This window comes from Zobellia sp. B3R18, from assembly GCF_018860715.1.
GTDB classification, from domain to species: Bacteria; Bacteroidota; Bacteroidia; order Flavobacteriales; family Flavobacteriaceae; genus Zobellia; species Zobellia russellii.
In genome coordinates, this window is record NZ_JAHKQG010000011.1 from 1608709 (window position 1) to 1625654 (window position 16946).

General features: G+C 40.2%; 7 protein-coding genes. 2 read left to right on the forward strand and 5 right to left on the reverse strand.

Features of this window, described 5'->3' with window-relative positions:
* Positions 1 to 51: 51 nt before the first annotated feature.
* Both KO513_RS13270 and KO513_RS13275 read left to right on the forward strand, forming a co-directional pair.
* Entirely contained in the window at positions 52 to 2895 is a 2844-nt protein-coding gene (locus KO513_RS13270; protein ID WP_215913758.1) for a TonB-dependent receptor, read from the forward strand.
* Between the two features lie 50 nt (positions 2896 to 2945).
* Positions 2946 to 5180 carry a hypothetical protein gene (locus tag KO513_RS13275; protein ID WP_215913759.1) on the forward strand — a complete coding sequence of 745 codons (2235 nt, stop codon included), beginning with the start codon at positions 2946 to 2948 and terminating at the stop codon, positions 5178 to 5180.
* Positions 5181 to 5290: 110 nt separating this feature from the next.
* Here the strand turns inward: KO513_RS13275 and KO513_RS13280 are convergent, their stop codons facing one another.
* The 5 genes from KO513_RS13280 to KO513_RS13300 form a co-directional block, all read right to left on the reverse strand.
* Entirely contained in the window at positions 5291 to 6394 is a 1104-nt protein-coding gene (locus tag KO513_RS13280; RefSeq protein WP_215913760.1) for an acyltransferase family protein, read from the reverse strand.
* 13 nt (positions 6395 to 6407) lie between these two features.
* A complete protein-coding gene (locus KO513_RS13285; RefSeq protein WP_215913761.1) occupies positions 6408 to 8216 on the reverse strand; it encodes an alkaline phosphatase in 1809 nt (602 codons plus the stop codon).
* A 73-nt stretch (positions 8217 to 8289) separates the two neighbouring features.
* Positions 8290 to 9879 carry a RagB/SusD family nutrient uptake outer membrane protein gene (locus KO513_RS13290; RefSeq protein ID WP_215913762.1) on the reverse strand — a complete coding sequence of 530 codons (1590 nt, stop codon included), beginning with the start codon at positions 9877 to 9879 and terminating at the stop codon, positions 8290 to 8292.
* A gap of 19 nt (positions 9880 to 9898) precedes the next feature.
* Positions 9899 to 12964 (reverse strand): SusC/RagA family TonB-linked outer membrane protein, encoded by a 3066-nt coding sequence (locus KO513_RS13295; RefSeq protein WP_215913763.1) that lies wholly within the window; start codon positions 12962 to 12964, stop codon positions 9899 to 9901.
* A gap of 178 nt (positions 12965 to 13142) precedes the next feature.
* Entirely contained in the window at positions 13143 to 16865 is a 3723-nt protein-coding gene (locus KO513_RS13300) for an AraC family transcriptional regulator (RefSeq protein ID WP_215913764.1), read from the reverse strand.
* Positions 16866 to 16946 lie beyond the last annotated feature (81 nt).

Below are 16946 nucleotides of genomic sequence, written 5' to 3' on the forward strand. Positions count from 1 at the left end.
ACTCGACTTTTACTTCACGTGGCGTTATTTGCGGCGTTATAAAACTAGATAATGAGACTAATATACTTTATTGCCCTTTGCCTTTTTTCAATTCAATTAAGCGCCCAAGACACTGGGAGTATTATCGGTAAACTTACTGATAAAGAGATGAATGACGATCCCTTGCCATTCGCTAATGTAGTGATAAAAGGAACTACTACAGGTACAACTTCGGATTTTGATGGACTTTATGAAATAGCAGGTCTTGAGCCAGGAACTTACGTTGTATCTTATAGTTATTTAGGATATGAAACTGTAGACATTCCAGATGTAGTGGTTGAAGCTGGAAAAGTAACAACAATAAATGTGCCGATGAGTGCTGGCGGCGGATTTGAATTGAGTGAAGTTGTGGTAACCACGGTTTCCAGAAAGGATTCTGAAATGGCACTTTTACTTGACCAGAAAAAAGCGATTACCCTAGAAACTTCTATTGGTGCCCAGGAATTAGCGCGTAAAGGTGTTAGCGATGCGGCCACTGCAGTTACTAAAGTAACGGGAATTTCTAAAGAAGAAGGTTCCGGAAACGTTTACGTAAGAGGTTTGGGAGATAGGTTCAATATTACAACATTGAACGGTCTTCCGTTACCTTCTAACAACACTTCAAAAAAGAACATCGATCTAGGTGTTTTTACTTCAAGCATTATAGAATCTATTGGAATAGATAAGACATACAATGCAGCCAATTACGGAGATTTTGGTGGAGCAAACGTTAATATTGTTTCCAGAAATTACAATGGTGATGGTTTTTTTGATGTTAGTGCCTCTGTTGGTGGTAACACTGAAGCCTTGGGTGTTGATCAATTCTATTTGAACGATGGTCCTGATTTTTCAGGATTCTATAACGCGGATATTCCAAACAATCCTTTTTCCGATACTTTTGATACCAGTTGGGACAGGGAAGCTGTAGGTACTCCGGTTAATTCAAGCTTTTCACTTAAAGGGGGTGATTCCTATACTATAGGCGAAGAATCTAGGTTGAGCATTTTTGGGGTAGCGTCTTTTAGTAACAAGCATAGTTATAACGAAGGTATCAACAACGGTCAGCCAAACGTTGGTAACGGTCTTCCTAACTCTGCTTTTGACTTTACTACTTTTGATTATTCTACGGCCACTACATTAATGGGTAACGTAGGGTATAGAATTAATAATGCCAATAACATTAAGTACAATCTATTGGTATTGAACAACTCTAGCCAAAAGCAACAAGAGTTTTTCGGAATCTTGGATAGGGAAGATGATGCACCGGAAGGTGGTGGATTTATTCAACGTGCTACTTTCGAAAGAACCACTTTATACGTACATCAGTTATTGGGAGAGCACAATCTTTCCGAGAATATTGATGTGAATTGGGGAGGAGCCTATAACTACGTAAAAAACTTGGTTCCGGACAGACGCCAAAACACGGTTTTACCTGTACGAAACAACAATCCTGATGGCCCTAAATCATTTGCATTGGTTTCTGCTGCTTCTGAAAACCACCGCTTTTTCCAAGAGCTAGATGAGCAGGAAATTGCAGCTAACCTTTCTGCTACTTACAAGTTTAAAGAAAATGAAGACGAAGGTTTTGATGGAAAATTAACTGTTGGTTATAATGGTAGGTTTAAGTCGGTAGATTTTGACGCAACACAGTTCAACTATCGTTTTTTAAGACCAAATGACCAGCCGGAGGTAGATATTAGACAAATTGATCAATATTTTGATCAAAACCCATTAAGTGCAGGTCTTTATCAAATAGGAACGTTTAGAGGTGGCGCTTCTATCCCTGGATCGTTAAACCCACAGACCTTTGGTGGGGAACAGCAGATTAATGCGGCTTTCGTTACTTTGGAATACAAGTTCAATCCTAAACTTACTTTGTTTGCAGGTTTAAGAGGAGAACAAATAACTCAGGAGATAGACTGGAATACAACTTTTGGTGAGGATTCAAGTAAATTAGATACGTTTGAGTTTCTACCTTCTTTAGCATTCAAGTATGAGTTGAACGAGAAGCAGAACTTAAGGTTTGCAGCAAGTAAGACCTATACTTTACCACAGTTTAAAGAAAGAGCTCCTTTCTTGTTCCAGGAAGATATTACGCAGGATTCTTACGGTAACCCGGATTTACAGAACTCTACCAATTACAATTTTGATTTAAGATGGGAGCTTTTCCCTACTTCAAGCGAGATTCTTTCTTTTGGAGTATTTGCCAAGTATATAGAGAATCCTATCAACACTTTCCTTGTGGTTTCTGCTGCTAACGATTTAAGTTATGCCAACACTGGGGATAGCGCTACTGCTTTTGGTCTAGAATTCGAAGCTAGGGTAAACCTATTTGAAAACGAGATTGAGATTGCCGATGATTTTCTTGAAGAAAGATTAAGTCTTGGGGGTAACATATCTTACTTGAACACCAACCAGAAATTACAATCTGAAAAAGTGGCCAGCGAAACCAGTTTGGCAGCTGCTTTTACCAATACGGAAGCGCCGCTACAAGGTGCATCGGATATTATTGTAAACGGAGATATTAGTTTCTACAAAGAACTTAAGAACAACAAAGACCTTAACGCCACTATAGCCGCTAACTATTTTTCAGAAAGACTTTATGCTCTTGGTAGTACAGGACGTGGACATTTGATGGATAAAGGGTTTGTAACGTTGGATTTCATTTCGTCCATGCAATTGAACGAACACTTTAAAATTGGAATTAGCGCTAAAAACTTATTGAACCCACTTATTGAAAGAGTTACTGAGAACGCAGAAGGAGACTTGGATACCGTAAACCCGGCAGTTCCTGGATTTTTGGAAGATGGTCCTGTAACCGATTTGTCTTATAAGAGAGGGTCTGATCTATCCCTTACGTTAACATTCAGCTTCTAAATACGAGTTTTAACCATAATAAATTACCTAACTATTTAAATTTTCAGAAAATGAAAAAAACAATTTTCTCTTTAATGCTAAGTCTAGCTGCAATGACCTTTGTGGTTTCTTGTAGCGATGATGACAATTTGCCGACAAACGACCCCACTTGTAGTGATGGTATAAAGAACGGTGACGAAACTGATATTGATTGTGGAGGTTCTTGTGAGCCTTGTTCTACAACTGGAACTTCTGAAGACTTAGAAGGCGATATTACCGAAGATACAGAATTAGATGCAGCTACGGCCTATAACCTTACAGGTGCTTACATAGTTAAGTCTGGAGCTACATTAACTATCCCTGCAGGTACTACTATTAAAGCCGCAGGTGGTACAGCCGCTTTTATTGGTGTTGAAAGAGGTGCAAAAATAAACATTAACGGTACAGCTGCTGCTCCTGTAGTGCTTACTTCAGGTTCTGCTAGTCCTGCCCAAGGAGACTGGGGTGGTTTGGTTATTGCCGGTGACGCTCCAACCAACAAAGGTGTTGACGTTACTACAGAGGTAGGTGACCTTACTTACGGTGGTGCAAACGCTGCGGATAACTCTGGTAGTATTACATACTTAAGAGTTGAGTATACCGGTGCTACTTTCTCTAACGATAAGGAGTTTAACGGTGTTTCTTTATTCGGTGTGGGTTCTGGAACTACTTTTGAAAACGTTCAGTCTTACATGGGTGGAGATGACGGTATCGAGTTCTTTGGTGGAGCTGTTGAAGGTGTTAACCTTGTTTCCATAGGAAGTGGTGACGATTCAATAGATTTTGCCGATGGTTGGACAGGTAACGGTACAAACTGGTATATTGCCGAAGGTGCTAAAGCTGGTATTGAAGGTTCTAACAACGGTGATGATGGTAACGCTACTCCTGTAACAACTACTACATTGAAAAATATTACTGTTGTAGGTCCTGTAAGTGAAGGAGCCCTTTTCTTCAAAGAAGGTGGTGGTAACTTTACTGTTGAAAACTTCTTTGTTAGTGGTGCTGATTTGGGTATCAACGTAAAAGATACGGATACTGAAGCCAATGCTAGAATTGATGCTGATGATCTAATGATTTCTAACATTCAATTTGCTGATACTCCAGCTGAGTTTGCTGCTACTAATTACGCAGGTACTAATGCTGACTTCTACGTAGAAGGTGTGGCTACAGGTGCTGGTAACGGTGCTGCTGCTCCTGACTGGGCTGCTGGTTGGACTATAGGATTGAGCAATAGCGCTGCTGCTTCTCAGTTGAACCTTGCTGGTGAAATTTCCGGTGATGTTGAGTTAGACGCTAACGTAGAGTATCTTTTAACTAGCGGATTCGTTGTTAAAGAAGGTGGTTCGCTTACAATTCCTGCAGGAACTACTATTACTGCAACAGGTGGTACTGCTGCCTTCATAGGTGTTGAAAGAGGTGCTACTATTAACATTAATGGTACAGCTACTGCTCCTGTTGTTATGACATCCGGTGCTGAAAATCCTGCCCAAGGAGACTGGGGTGGTTTGGTTATTGCCGGTGACGCTCCAACCAACAAAGGTGTTGACGTTACTACAGAGGTAGGTGACCTTACTTATGGTGGTGCAAACGCTGAAGATAATTCAGGTAGCATTACATACTTGAGAGTTGAGTATACCGGTGCTACTTTCTCTAACGATAAAGAGTTTAACGGTGTTTCTTTATTCGGTGTGGGTTCTGGAACTACTTTTGAAAACGTTCAGTCTTACATGGGTGGAGATGACGGTATCGAGTTCTTTGGTGGAGCTGTTGATGGTGTTAACCTTGTTTCTATAGGAAGTGGTGACGATTCAATAGATTTTGCCGATGGTTGGACAGGTAACGGTACTAACTGGTACATTAAGGATGGTGCCAAAGCTGGTATTGAAGGTTCTAACAACGGTGATGACGGAGATGCTACTCCTGTAACAACTACTACATTGAAAAATATTACGGTTGTAGGCCCTGTAAGTGAAGGTGCCCTTTTCTTCAAAGAAGGTGGTGGTAGCTTTACTGTTGAGAACTTCTACACAGAAGGTGTTGATTTAGGTATCAACGTAAAAGATACGGATACTGAAGCTAACGCTAGAATTGATTCGGATGCACTTTCAATTACAACTATTGAATTTGCTAGTCCTGCTGCTGAGTTCAGTGCTACTAACTATGCTGGTGCCAACACAGACTTCTACACAGAAGGAGATGCAAGTGGTGCAGGTAATAAAGCTGGTGAGCCTGATTGGGCTGCTGGATGGACTGTAGGAATCAACTAAGAAAAACGATTTCAACTTTATATAGGAAACCCCGCTATTGCGGGGTTTTTTTATGTCCTGTTTTCATGTAATACAAGTATTATTTTACAAGCTTCGTAAATAAGCGGCAACTAGACCTTAATGTAGATTTTTTTCTTGTCCAACCAAAAGCCTATACTCCAGCAAAAGAGCATAAAAACCAGAGCAAAGGCCAGAGAACCAAAGTAAGGACCGATCCAACTAAAACCTTTTTCGTACACATAGCTATAAAGAGATTGTTCACCATTAACCCGAATAAAGAGGGCGCCAATGGCTACATATTCCGAAAGTAGATAAATGAAAAGGGGGTTCTTCCCAAATACTTCAAAGAAATTGTAGTTAACGGGCTTTTTTACAAAGTCTATGGTGTAAATAAGAACGGATAACACTACAATGTCTAGACCCACGGTAAGTGTTACAAAAGAGCTTGTCCATAATTTTTTGTTTACCGGGAAACCTAAATCCCATAGATAAGCAACCACCAATAGACCGGCACCCATTAATAGCATTTTTGCCAGCTTCTCGTAATTCATCCCGCCATCAATAATATACTTGCCTATAAGATAGCCTGCCAAGACGTTACCAATGGAAGGCAGTGTGCTTAAAAGTCCTTCTGGATCAAACGGTATACCATTGCCCATATATAGATGGCTGTCGCCTAGTATAAGACGGTCTACGGTTCTGGCAAAGTTTCCTTCAAGGGTATAGTCGCCAAATGCGACCAACAGTCCCCAGTAGCTTAGTAATAACAAAACTGAAGCTATAATCAGCTGCCTATTGGTTAAAAAGTATATCATCACGGCACCAATGAAGAAACAGAGGGCTATACGCTGCAGCACACCTAGAATTCTAGTTTCGCTAAAAGGAATAGGGGTTAGTTCCCCTGTTTCGGTCCAAGAGAAAAAGGGAATCCAATACATGGTATACCCGAGCAAAAATATGAGTAAAGTGCGCTTTGCAATTTTTTTGAATACTTCGGAGAAAGGCTTTTCTCCCCATTTGGTCTTTACAAAAGCAAAGGCGTTTCCTACGGCAAATAAAAATGAGGGAAAAACCAAATCGGTAGGGGTAAAGCCGTGCCACTTGGCATGTAACAGAGGTGAAAAGGTAGAACTCCAATCGCCAGGGGTATTAACAATAATCATCAGGCATACGGTCAATCCCCGGAATACATCGAGTGCTTTAAATCTTTTCATAGGTCGGTTACTTTTAGTTATCCCCTAAGTTAAGCGCTCTTTTGATCTTTTCAAACAAATGGTTGTTTTCATACGTTCCTTGAAACAATTGTGAGCCGGGGCCATAGGCAAAAACAGGAACCATAGTGGCCGTATGGTCATAGGTAGTAAAAGTGCCCTCAATGATACCTTCTTCTAGGTTGCCTTGGGGAATACTAAAACCAGAAGTTTCATGGTCTGCCGTAATGATTACCAAGGTATTGCCGGAAGTATCCGCAAACTTAATGGCTTCGGTAATGGCCCTGTCAAAGTCAATTCCTTCGGTAACGATACCACCTACATTGTTATAGTGCCCGTTGCTGTCTATTTGGGCGGCTTCAACCATTAAAAAAAACGGTTTGTCTTTAGAGTTCAAAAATTCAATACCATTTTTGGTGGCTATGGCTAGTGCATTACCACGACCCTCCAAAACTCCGGGTACTCCTTTTTCGGAAAGAAAATGACCTATTTTTTCGGATTGGTCCTTTCCTATTTCATCAATGTTGTTAAGAATTTTGAATTCAGTCTTTTTCCAATCGAATTTAAAATCCTTGGCTCCGCCTCCCATAAAAAGGGATAGGTCGCTTTTTAAAAGGTCACTGGCTATTAATTCTGTATCTGAACGGTCTTTTTGGTGGGCATAGAAAGAAGCAGGCGTTGCTCCTGTAACATGGTCGGTGGTTATGATACCGGACACAAAATTATATTTAGAGAAATATTCCGGCATGTTTTCAACAGGTTTCCTTTCCGGGTCAAGCCCAATAGCCCTATTGTAGGTTTTGACACCTGTGGCCAAGGCTGTGCCCGCTGCGGCTGAATCCGTAGTAAAATCATCGGAAGATTGTGTTTTTATAAACCCAATACTCTTTAACTGTGAAAGTGTAAGCTCTCCCCCATTGGCCAAAACTGCAGAAGAAATCTGGCTAAGGCCGTTGCCATCTCCAATAAGGAGGATAACATTTTTAATGGGCGTATTTTTTTGGTCCGTTATAAAAGAAGGATGGTAGACTTCCGATTTGACTGTGTTTTTATAAGTGCGTTTTTCAAGGGAGTTCAAATATGTGGCGCATTTATAGGGCATATCCGTATTTATGATATCCACTCCTAAATCCGAAAAGGCTTTCCACGCAGTTTTTGAATCCGGTGTGCTCCAAAAACGAAACGGTTTGTTGAGGTTGTGGGCCTTTTTTATAGCTTCGGATACTGATTTGTAATCTTCTTGCGTAAGCCTGCCCTTGCCATTCCATTCCGAGTAATTTTTGAAATCAACACTTATAAAAGCTACTTTTTTCCAATCACCCGTATCAAGGTCGCTTTCTAACTTTTGATGGTCAAAATACACATAGTTGGGGTAGGAGTCATAGGTGTTGGGATTGGGCCTATGACCAGAAATCACAATCTTTATATCAGGTCTTGATATGATTTCGGGATACTTTTTAAGTTCGGCCAGTATCTTTTTTAAACTAGGCTCGGCATCGGATTTAATATCCAACATTAAGGTAAGGTTGGTGGGGTTGCCAATGTTGTTCTCAATGGCGTATTTTAAAGGGTCAAGATAAAGCGTCCGTAAGGTTTTGCCCTTTGTAATTTCTGCTTCGGTATGGGTTACGTTCAGTTGTCCGTTTTTCAGGAAAATATCAGCCTCAAGAATATCAAGACCGTTTGAATATGCTTTCCAAAACGGTACGTTCTGTAGATAGTCGTTGTGCGAATGAATTAGGGTTTTTCTGCTGTGTTGTGCATTAAGAAAGGTGATGCAAAAAAGCGCCAATAGGAGAGAATACTTTGTTTTAAATCTGTACATACTTTAAAATTAAGAAAAGAGTGCCCCGTTAAGAGACACTCTTTCGTAAAAAACTAAACTAACGAACTAACTACTACCATCCTTTGTTTTGGGGGATTCCGGATGATTCAATTACTGTACTAGGTATGGGCCAAACATTCATGTACGAAGCATCAAAATTTCTTGCAGGCCATACAATTTCTGAGGTATATGGTGAGTCTGGATTGGAACGGTCTGTGTAAATGCGGCCGTAGATGGGTTGTGCATATACTTCTGCGGCATCGCCCCAACGAACTAAGTCAAAATGCCTGTTAGCAAATTCACCGGCAAGTTCAACCCTTCTTTCGTGTTTTAAATCTTCTATGGTAGAGTTTGTAATGGCTGGAAGACCTGCTCTTTCCCGAACCATATTTAATGGGGCATCTCCATTTTTACCATCCATGATAAGTGCTTCGGCCTTCATAAGCAACACTTCCGCGTAGCGCATTAAAGGAACATTATAAATTGTTGAAGGGTCATCTCCATTGCTATTTAAATAAGTACCTATAGGATTTTCGAACTGGAATTCGTACATGTACTTATTGAACTGAAAACCTGATAAGGAGTTTTCCGATTGGTACCTTCTGGTTTCACCGAAAAAAGTAAATTCATCACCAAAATTCAGGACGGTAACCGCTTTTCTGGCATCGCCATCTTCAAACTCGTTATAAAGTCCTTCGGAAGGAGTGTAATAGCCCCAGCCATTGTATTTACCCCAGCCTTTGTTTTCAAGCATAACACCTGTTAGGATACTGCCCTTGTCTACTCCAGAGTTAACGGACCAAATGTACTCGCTGGTCCAATTGTTCAGGTTGCTGTGCAGTTCACGGTAATCTTGAGATGGATTGCCCGTATTGATCAATGCCCTTCCCGAGCCACTGTTGGTAACCGCATCTGCATATTTTACAACTTCAGCATATCTAGCAGCGTCATATTGTGCCCAATAAAGATTGGTTTTGGCCATATACGCCAATGCGGCATCTTTATGCGGGCGGCCATAATTCTCGGATGAATAGTCTGTGAACAAGGGTAACAGTTCTGAAGCTTTCATTAGATCTGCCTCTATCTGTTTGTAATTTTCAACCACACTTGCCGGTCTGGAATAACTACCGGGTTCATCGTTCATGTTTTCTTCCGTAACAATAGGAACTCCACCATTGTTGCCGTTGTCTCCATAGGTATGGGCTACCCAGAAATAGCTAAAAGCGCGCATAAAATAGGCTTCTCCCAAATATTGGTTTTTTAGCGTTTCGCTGATGTCCATATTGGGGATGTTCAAGATAATATCATTGGCGCGACGGATTACCTTGTAACTTTTGGGGTAACAGGTAGAGGTGTAACCTCCTTCACCACCGGTGATGTTAAAATCCTTGATATTATCGGCGGAAGCTTTAATACGACCGGTAATCATATCGTCCGAAGCATTAATGTACCAGAAGAATCCTCTTGAGAACATTTCTTGGTCCGTCATGAATTCGTACATACTGTTAACCGCTTCTGCAGCATCTTGTTCAGTGGCCCAAAAGTTGGCATACGAGGTGCTTCCCAAAGGGTCAACTTCGGTAAAATCGTCCGAACACGTAATTAGGTTAAGTCCGGCAAAGCCTATTGCCAAGCTCATTATTTTTATTCTATTGAATTTCATTTTTCTAAATGTTTTGTTGTTAAAGCGATAAAGACAATCCTGCCGTAATTGTTCGGGAAAGAGGGTATCTGGCAATATCCAATCCTTTGCCACCAACCTCAGGGTCAATTCCTGTGTAATCCGTAATCGTGAATAAGTTTTCCGCAGAAATGTAAAAACGTAATGATGAACCAGGCAATACGGAATTCATAATGCGGTCATTGATCGTGTACCCAAGGGTTACGTTTTTCATTCTTAAGTACGATGCGTCTTCAAGGTACCAGCTAGAAGCTAGTCCAAAGTTCTGGTTGTCATCTTTTGTAGATAACCTTGGGGTTGTTGCTCCGGTATTTGAAGATGACCATGCGTCTAGTACCCTGTTGTCTAAGTTATATCCGGTAAGTGATGCGTTATAGGTGGAAAATTTGTAGCCGTTAAACACTTCAACACCAGAAACCCCTTGGAACAACATGCCTAGGTCAAAATTCTTGAAATTTAGGTTCAAGCCAAAGTTATAGGTGAAATCTGGCTGGTAACTATCATAGAAAATCTTATCATTATCGTCTATTTTTCCATCATCATTGCTATCCGCAAATTTAAAATCCCCAGGCTGCGCGTTAGGCTGAATTAAATTGCCATCTTTTACATGGGCATCAATTTCTGCCTGATTTTGGAAAACTCCCAGTTGAGGTACTACATAAACAGAGTATAAAGCTCTACCTACTTCTGAACGATAAGGTCTAAGAACCCCTCTAACATTGTCCGTATGGGCAATAAAATCTATACCACTTTTATTATAACCGTCTAGGTTTACCAACTCATTGTCCAGCACACTGGTATTGGCATTAACCGTGAAATCTAGCTCTCCTATTTTGTTAGAGTAACTTGCGGATATTTCAAAACCATTGTTTTTAACTTCTCCTCCGTTAACATCTGCAGCGCTCGTACCTTGGTTAAGGTCTTCAAGACCAGGAAGAATCATTCCTTTGGTGCTTTTTTCAAAATAATCAAAAGTAAGGCTTAACGTGTTGTTGAAAAGTGCGGCGTCCAGACCAAAGTTAACAGATTCCGATACTTCCCAATTTAAATCGGGGTTAGATTGCTTGCCCACAAATGCACCTTTGTCATCAAAAGAGGCATCTTCGCCAATGGTTACTACGGTTGTATTCAACGGAACATCAAATGAGTAGTAGCCTACGGAATTAATATTTCCTATCTGCCCCCATGAAGCCCTAAATTTTAAATCGTTAATAGCTTCAACATTAAAGAACGATTCGTCCGATAACCTCCAGCCTACGGTGGCAGATGGAAAATTGTCCGCTTGGTTGTTTGCGGCTAGACGAGACGTTTGGTCCCTTCTGATACTTCCTGAAATAAAGTACCGGTTTTTGTAATTGTACATAATCCTACCAATGGCAGATGTTAGTGCATCTTCATAAACTTGACTGGAGGGATTTCGTATAATGGAAGCGTTGGATAAGTATTGGTTAAACGCTTGTTCGTTGCTAAATCCTTCTCCCTTACTGGTAAGTTTTTCAAAGTCGGTATGCTGTGAGGAATAGATAGCGGTAACATCAAGATTGTGATCGCCAAATGATTTCTTATAGCTTAACTGGTTGTCCCATACCCAACGGTTGGTTGTAGCGTTACTTTGCTCAAGATAGTTGTTAGGGTTGGAGCGGCCTAGTTCCGGTACTTTAGGCTGAAATCTTTTGTATTCGGAATCTGTGTAACTATAGGAGTAAGTAGTCTTAAAAGTTAGACCGTCTACAATATCATATTGTAAAAAGACATTGGCATTTAAAAAGTTGGTAGGAGCTGTAGTAGTTGGTCTTAATAACAAGGCCAAAGGGTTATACACATCTCCGTACGCCCCTGCAAATTGGGAAAGGTTCTCTGGGGCAACACCTGCAAAACTACCATCTTCATAACGGGTAGGAGAGGCAGAAGGCATGTAAATGGCGTTTATTATGGTTCCTGAATACGGGTTGTCCGTATTGGTCCCTACGGCTTCGGTTTTTGAGAAATATACGTTTTCGCCTATTTTGATTTTATCGGAAAGGTCAAAATCTGACTTCACTCTAAAGTTATAGCGTTCTGAACTTGTTCCTTCTAAAAGACCGTCTCTTTTGGTGTAACCAAATGAAGTTAGGTAGTTCATGCTATCACCTGCACCACTTATGTTAACATTTGCATTGTTGATGCCCGCAGGTCTAAAAATAGCGTCTACCCAATTGGTACGGTTTACTTGCCCATAAGGGTTTTGTTCTGGGTCGTGAGCAGATTGTCTTGGGGTTCCGGCGTTGTCCGCTGCGGTATTGTAAACCTGAGATTGCTGTTGCGCCGTTAACGGAGTAGGTAAGTTTGTAGCTTCTTGTATACCACCGTAATAATCAACGGTTACACGAGGTTTGCCGGACTTTCCTTTTTTAGTTTGAATAACGATAACACCGGATGCGGCTTGAGCTCCATAAATAGCAGCCGAGGCAGCATCTTTAAGAACGGAAACGGACGCTATATCATTAGGGTTTATAGCGGGCCCGTAGTAAGGAACACCATCAACTACGGTAAGCGGACTTTCATTGGCGAAAGTTCCCAGCCCCCTAATAACAACGTTGCCACTAGAGGTAGGATCTCCTCCTTGAGACAATACGGTTACACCAGCAACATTACCCTGTAAAAACTCTGTAACGTTGGATACAGGCCGGGAAGCAATGGTCTCCACGTTGTTTACTGTGGCAATGGCCGTGGTTAAATCGCCTTTTCTGGATGAGCCGTAGCCTATAAGTACTACTTCATCTAAAAAACTGGCCTCTTCGGTCATAGCGATGTTTAAGGTTTCATCTCCGGAATATGGTATTTCTTGAGTGGCAAAACCCAAAGAGGAGATTACTAACGTTCCGTTTTCTTCGGAAAGGTTCAATGTAAAATTGCCATCAAAATCAGTAGAAGTACCCACTTGGGAATTTCCTTTTACAATAATTGATGCGGAAGGAATGGGCATTCCGTCCGTTTCGGAAACTACCGTTCCCTTTACTGTTACCTGCGAATAAGAAAAGGAAAGACATCCTAATGTTATTAGCAGAGATAAGTACACTTTTTTCATTTAGGTAGAATTTTAAAATTGGTTATCTACCAAAAGTAGGTGGAGACGCTTCTTTACCAGATGAAAAAAGAATCATAAAGGTGTACTTATGACTCAAAAATGGGGTTGTATGGTTTCTTTTTGGTGCACTTTGGTTACAGTAATCCTAACGTAACCTTGTGATAATATGCGGTTAACACTAAGGTTGAGCCATTTTTGCCCTATACCCTTTTGGACTATAGTCAAAATTCTTCTTAAATAGACGACTAAAATACTTTGAGTCGTTAAAACCGCACTCCGTACTTATTTCAGAAATGTTCAATGAGCGGTTTTGGAGGAGATATTCCGCTTTTTGCAATCTGAGTTTTATAATTACGTCGGAAGGGGATTGTTGCAGTACTTCTTTAAAGGCGCGGTAGCATTTTATTTTGGATACAAAAAGCATTTCTTTCAACTTCTGAACGTTGAAAGATGGGTCGTGAAGATTCTCATTTATAAGCTTCAGTGCCTTTTTCACTAATTTTTCATTAACGGATAAAGTTTGGTCTTCTGTAAAAGGTGTTTCTAAAAACAAGTGTTTGGCACTGTGATTGGCAAATTCTTTTCTAACGGATAGTAGCTTTGTGAGCTTACTTTGGATAAAAGATTTGCTAACAGGTAACTGTATAAAAGCATCTACACCAAGCTCAGTGGTCTGTATTCGTAGGGCGTGGTCAATATCTTCGGATATGTAAAGGGTAGGAAGCGCCATTTGTTTTCCATTGTTCTTGGTAAGATGAAACAGTTGCACCAACTGCTCGTCAATGGTAATGTTGTACAACACCAAGCAGTGAATGTTCACATGCTTAATAGCGGAGGAAATTGCTGCTGAGGTACGTTCAAATACTAAATTGTTTTCAGGGTCGTCAAACAGCTGAAAGGCAGGTAGGTAATCGTTGTCGTTACAGAATATAAGGATATTGTTTTTGTCAGATGGTAGTTTTTGGTTCAGGTCTAAGTGTTTCCATAATACCTCTTCCGTTTTTTGATTGGTGTCCACTACTTTTATAGGCAACAGTGCAGAAATGGTCAGGTTTTCTTCGTTTTTTACGGTCAGAGTCCCTTCCATGGCCGTTAGTAGGGTGTTAGCGGCTCTATAGTAAGGACTATAATGTTGTATGCTGAAAAAATTATCAATAAGGACTTTGCTGTTGGATTCAATAACAAGTTCTAATGACGTATCTACCGTTCGTACAATTACCTTTAAAAAGCTGTTCTTGGAAATGTATTTTAAGATGTCATTAAAAAGATATTTAAAAAATAGCTTAAAGCGTAGAGAGTCCAACTCAACCCATTGGTCTTCTATGTTTAGGGAGTAATCTAAGTTTATTTTTGATTTTTTGGCGTGCGCCGAAAGTCCGTCAACTAAGATTTTTATGGATTGCTTTATTTTGGTTGCCGATTTTTTAAGTTCGCCAATATCTTTGGAATTGGTAAGGTAATCCCATTCCGAAAGCAATGTAATCAACCTGTTGGATTCGTTGTTTATACTCTGTTTTACACCTTCATTTTTCTCAAGTTGTTTTGAGTTCTCTATAATCTTGGACACCGGTTCCTTAAATTCGGACAGGACGAAGGTCTTAAATTTTTCAATTTCAAAATCTTCATTTTTAAGCTGGTGATACGAATTTAAAAGCTCCTCTCTTTGGCGGTTTATTTCCTTGTTCTTCTCATCCAAGGTTTCGTTTACTTTAACTAATCTTTCCTTTTGGCGGTTTATGGTTTGCGTTCGTTCTTCAATTTTAAGCTCTAGTTTTTTCTGGTTTTTTGCAATGTTTCGGTTTCGTACCAATACCCAACCCGTAAATGCTAAAAGAATAGTGGCCAACAGCAAAATGTAGAACCAAGGAGTTTTGTAAAATGGTTTTCGGATTACAATAGGTATACTTTTAAAAGCAAGGTCTTGGGACAAAGAATTTTTTACTTCAAAAATGTATTCTCCATCGGGCAAATCCGTGTATTGAATAGGGGAGTCCAAGAAGGATTTAAACTCATTGTCATATCCCACCAATTTGTAAAGTATCTGATTATTGGGGTCTTTAGTAAAAACAATGGGCTCTATGGATACTTCTAAAGAATTTTCGGTATAGTTTTTTGTTATGCCTTGGGAAAAATCATTGCTATTGTCAATATGCACTTTAAGCTTGGGGAGCTCTTTGGTAATATTGATAGTTGTGGGAGAAAAGTGGTTTAGGCCATTTATTCCGGCAAAGAATATAGAGCCTTTTCGATCTTGGTAATAGGCGCCTTCGGAGAATTCCCTGCCTTGCCAGCCTTCGTCCATATTTAAAGACGTTACAGAAAAGTCATTTCGGTCAACGGCAGCTATCCCTTTGGTGGTGCTTATCCAGATTTTGTCGCTATCTAAAAGCATACCATAAACCATGTGACTTGGCAATCCTTCTTTTTCGGTAATATTATGAATTAGGCGGTTTTTCTTGTCATATATACTTATGCCACCCAAACTGGCAATCCAGTAATATCCGGACTGCTTGTCCTTAAAAGAGGAATAGACGCTATTGCCCAAAATACCGTCATTAATCGTAATGTCTTTTAATGTTCCTGAAGGGATGTCCAATAGAAGTAGACCTTCGTTCTCGGTACTTATCAGTAGTTCGTTATCTGCGTATGCTATATTTCTAATATGGTAAGAACTTAGGGCTTCTTGTCCTTTAAACGATTCAAACTGATTTGTTTTTAAGTTGAATTTGGCCGCTCCGCCCCAGCAGGCTACCCATATATTGTTGGCATTGTCTTCTTGAAAGGAGTAGTTCCTGTCATTGGGTAGCTCCGGGATATCTTTTGATTGGTAAAGTGAATAGTTTCCGTTTTTTATCCGGATAATGCCGGCATAGGTGCCAATCCAGATTTCTCCCGATTTATCAGTGTACAGTGAACGGATGCGTTCCCAATCCGAATTTTTTGCCACCTCTTTGATCTTGAACTTTACAAAACATTCTTTTGTTTGATCATAATAGAATACGCCTTTTGTATAGTACCCCAACCAAATACGACTTTTAAAATCTGTTGTAATGGCACGTATAGTTTCGTTAGGTAGGTGCGGGAATTCGTAGGGATGGGGCGTTATGGTGGTAATCTGTTCGGAGCCTGTATAGGCCAAGCTTAGTCCGCCATCTTTATGTCCTAACCAAATGTTACCAAAACCATCTTCATATATTTTTTCTACCTCATTACTTTTAAAGCTATAAGGGTCATAAAGGTCATGGAAATAATGGTCTATTTGCTCGTTATCTCTATTACTTGCATTGTTTGGAATAATATAAACGCCGTTCTTTCTTGTGGCGTACCAGATATTTCCGGATCGGTCTTTAAGAACATCGTTTATAATTGAATTTGGATATTTGCTGAGCAAGATGCCCTTAAGTATGCCTTTGTCTTCTTGCTTCTCCTCAACAAATTCGGATTTAACAAATTTTCCTTCCGTAAATGTATAGCTGGACGTACTGGTTTTTATTCCAATATTGCCATTTTTAGTAAGCGTTATGTATTTGGGTGCATCATCAAAAACAAAATTTTGAAACTGTCCGTCACCAATGTACCTACTTAGCTTTTTCTCTTTGGTGAGTATCCAAATATGGCCCTCGCGGTCTTTTTTTAACCTTTCTATATTGTTTCCGGCTATTGACTTGGGGGTTTTTAAGTCGTGTTTGTAAACCGTAAACGTATTACCGTTATAACTATTAAGACCGTCCCAAGTTGCAATCCACAATATCCCATCATGGTCACTAACAATATCTGTAATGGAGTTGTTAGAGAGTCCGTCGTTAGTACTAAGGGTCTTGAATTTTATGTGCTGAGCAAAAACAGATGTGCCCAGCATCCACATAAAAAGAGTTAAAAGAAGAAGAGGGGACCGTTTCATACTACTGCTTTTTATTGGGGCTGGCGCTAAAATAATGAAATTAAGTTTTATGCACAGTTTTCAAGATAATGGGGGCACTTT

Bases quoted from the DNA above. Each gene is read 5' to 3' on its own strand.
- KO513_RS13290 (WP_215913762.1), bottom strand. From the start codon at position 9,879: ATGAAATTCAATAGAATAAAAATAATGAGCTTGGCAATAGGCTTTGCC.
- KO513_RS13270 (WP_215913758.1), top strand. From the start codon at position 52: ATGAGACTAATATACTTTATTGCCCTTTGCCTTTTTTCAATTCAATTA.
- KO513_RS13300 (WP_215913764.1), bottom strand. From the start codon at position 16,865: ATGAAACGGTCCCCTCTTCTTCTTTTAACTCTTTTTATGTGGATGCTG.
- KO513_RS13275 (WP_215913759.1), top strand. From the start codon at position 2,946: ATGAAAAAAACAATTTTCTCTTTAATGCTAAGTCTAGCTGCAATGACC.
- KO513_RS13295 (WP_215913763.1), bottom strand. From the start codon at position 12,964: ATGAAAAAAGTGTACTTATCTCTGCTAATAACATTAGGATGTCTTTCC.
- KO513_RS13285 (WP_215913761.1), bottom strand. From the start codon at position 8,216: ATGTACAGATTTAAAACAAAGTATTCTCTCCTATTGGCGCTTTTTTGC.
- KO513_RS13280 (WP_215913760.1), bottom strand. From the start codon at position 6,394: ATGAAAAGATTTAAAGCACTCGATGTATTCCGGGGATTGACCGTATGC.